The 2,312-nt window shown below is 35.6% G+C and carries 1 protein-coding gene and 1 pseudogene; both read left to right on the top strand.

Annotation, left to right across the window (positions count from 1 at the left end; genetic code table 11):
• Nucleotides 1–215 (top strand): annotated as a pseudogene (locus CIK99_RS06730) (DDE transposase); the annotation flags it as partial.
• Nucleotides 216–1,098: 883 nt separating this feature from the next.
• A complete protein-coding gene (locus tag CIK99_RS14910) occupies nt 1,099–1,635 on the top strand; it encodes a hypothetical protein (protein ID WP_144007925.1) in 537 nt (178 codons plus the stop codon).
• Nucleotides 1,636–2,312: the final 677 nt, after the last annotated feature.

The following is a 2,312-nucleotide window of genomic DNA, read 5'->3' on the forward strand; positions in this document are numbered from 1 at the left end:
GGGAGGAAGACTATGTCCGCAAGGAACTGGCAAGAGTCAGGGCCACTCAGATGGAAGGCTCGTTCGGAACACAGAAAGAGCATTACGCCATGCGCAGGATCAAGGCCAGGAAGAAGAAAACAGAGATCCTGTACATCTTCTTCGGCATCCACACAGCGAACGCAGTCCACCTGGCGGGGCGTCTGGCTGGGCTGCAAGAGACCAAGGCGGCATAAGAGACATCTGAAACGGAATTAAGATGGAGTCCTCCGAAGAGAACTCCTAATCTGTTATCGGCAAAGGTAGCAAATACACGACTTTGGAGTGCCGTTATACCAGCAAAAAGCAATTAAAACTTGTCGCATGGAGCATCAAGATACCAAGCTGACCTCTATGCCTCCACGACTGAAAGAATTAAACGACAATCCCTAATTAGACGGTTGTTGTCTGTTGTAAAATAATTCAATTATGTATCGAAGAAATATATTGTATTTATTTTTTTTTATTTTAATAATCTTATCAACTAATCTTTTCTTTAATTATGTTCCCCTAAAAGAAAAAATGGGAACATTTTCAGGCCTTGTATATCTGGCTAACTTTGGGTTCTTATTTATTGGGAAAAACAAAATACCATACTTAAAATCCAATAAGAAGATAATAATTTCAATGATGATGTTTTTCTGCATATCTTCTCTATCATGTTATATATATAGAGGTCAGGGAACGTATGCGACATTTAGGACTCTGCTTCCATATCTATCGATACCCTGTTTATATTTCGTGTTACACAAATTCCCTATCAGTAAAACGTCTTTGATCAAAATATTCATATATTTGGCATTGTTATACGTCGGTATATGTATTTATCAGCAATTTTTCGCAGGAAGTTATTTGTTTGGAACAAGACCTGGCACGGAAATTCGAATGGGATTGAATAGATATTGCATATCTGGAGATAGACTATGCTTTATTCCTCTTTTTTATTTCTTGTATCGTTGGTCATTAACAAAGAATACTATAAATCTGATATGGTGTTCGATTTTTATGTTAGGCATTTTCTTTCAACTCGAAAGAATGTTGTTGTTTGGAGTGTTATTTGGAATAGTCTATTTTCTGGTTATGAATAAGAAATTATCAATAAGTCAATGGATCATAATTGGATTACTATTTTTTGGTTTATTGTCCTTCTTGACAAATGAAAGTTTGGAGGGAAATTTCCTTGAAAAGATGGAGTCGAATACTGAGAAAGGTGAAGATGACATTAGAATTATGTCCATACTATATTATATAAATGAATTTCAAGTTGGATTAGGAACTGTATTGTTTGGTAATGGCATTGCATTTGGTGAATCCTCTTATGGCAAGATGATAGAAAGAGCGCAAGATTTTGGATTTTATAGGGTTGATATAGGTATATTCGGAGAATTTAATACTTTTGGATTGTTATATGTAATATTTATGTTGTATGTTTTGGTGAATTTTTGTATATTTAAACGTAAATCAATCTCGCCTCTATATACTTCAATATTTGCAATTATGTTGTCGTCTTATGTCCTAAATGGAACGGTTGATATGCCATATCGATTGTTGCTTTGGCCTTTATTGTTATATCTGATTGATTTGGAGGAATATGAGAAAAAAGTAACTGTTCGGTGAACCCCGTCATTGTCATATAGAATAATTATCGTACCTTTGCACAAGATAAGCTGCATTTAACATCGTTGAATATCGGCTGCACTCGGCATAGCCCAAGTATGCTTGGCTCTGCTCTCGTTGGCACGATATTTCGGCATAACACTCAAGCAAACTTGGTGCTTCTGCACTCGATTTGCATTATCTTTGTCGCTGATATTTTCACTTTAAATTTTTAGCGACAATGAACAACAGAAAGCAAAACACCAATGACGAAGATTTATACAAACTACTTCCTGAGTTTTGGGAAGACATTAACTGAGTCAATATTAAGTTATAAATAAAGGTGAAGTCCTTGCTGATGTCAATGCATCAGCAGGGCTAAACGTCATACACTCGACGAAAATCAGTGCGCAATGGGGCGCGCTGCAAAGGTACAAAGTTTTTTTGAATCTGCAATGACGGACTTCACCGAACAGTTACAATCAAACGTTTAATTTTTAACACACGAAATGATAGAGCACTGCAAAGTACTTTAAATCAGACGTGTGCCCTAAATTGAATACTTACATTTATAATATATATGAAGGTAATATATTTAAGTAATCTCTTCTTTACTGATTGCGATTTTCCGCTAATCAAAACTATGCAACAGCGAGGTATAGATGTTTATTATTTTATAACAATTTATCCTTATGCAC

Source organism: Prevotella sp. P5-92, assembly GCF_002251245.1.
GTDB lineage: Bacteria > Bacteroidota > Bacteroidia > Bacteroidales > Bacteroidaceae > Prevotella.

What these genes read in the sequence shown, in the direction of transcription:
- CIK99_RS14910 (WP_144007925.1), top strand. Translation starts at nt 1,099, where the DNA reads ATGAATAAGAAATTATCAATAAGTCAATGGATCATAATTGGATTACTA.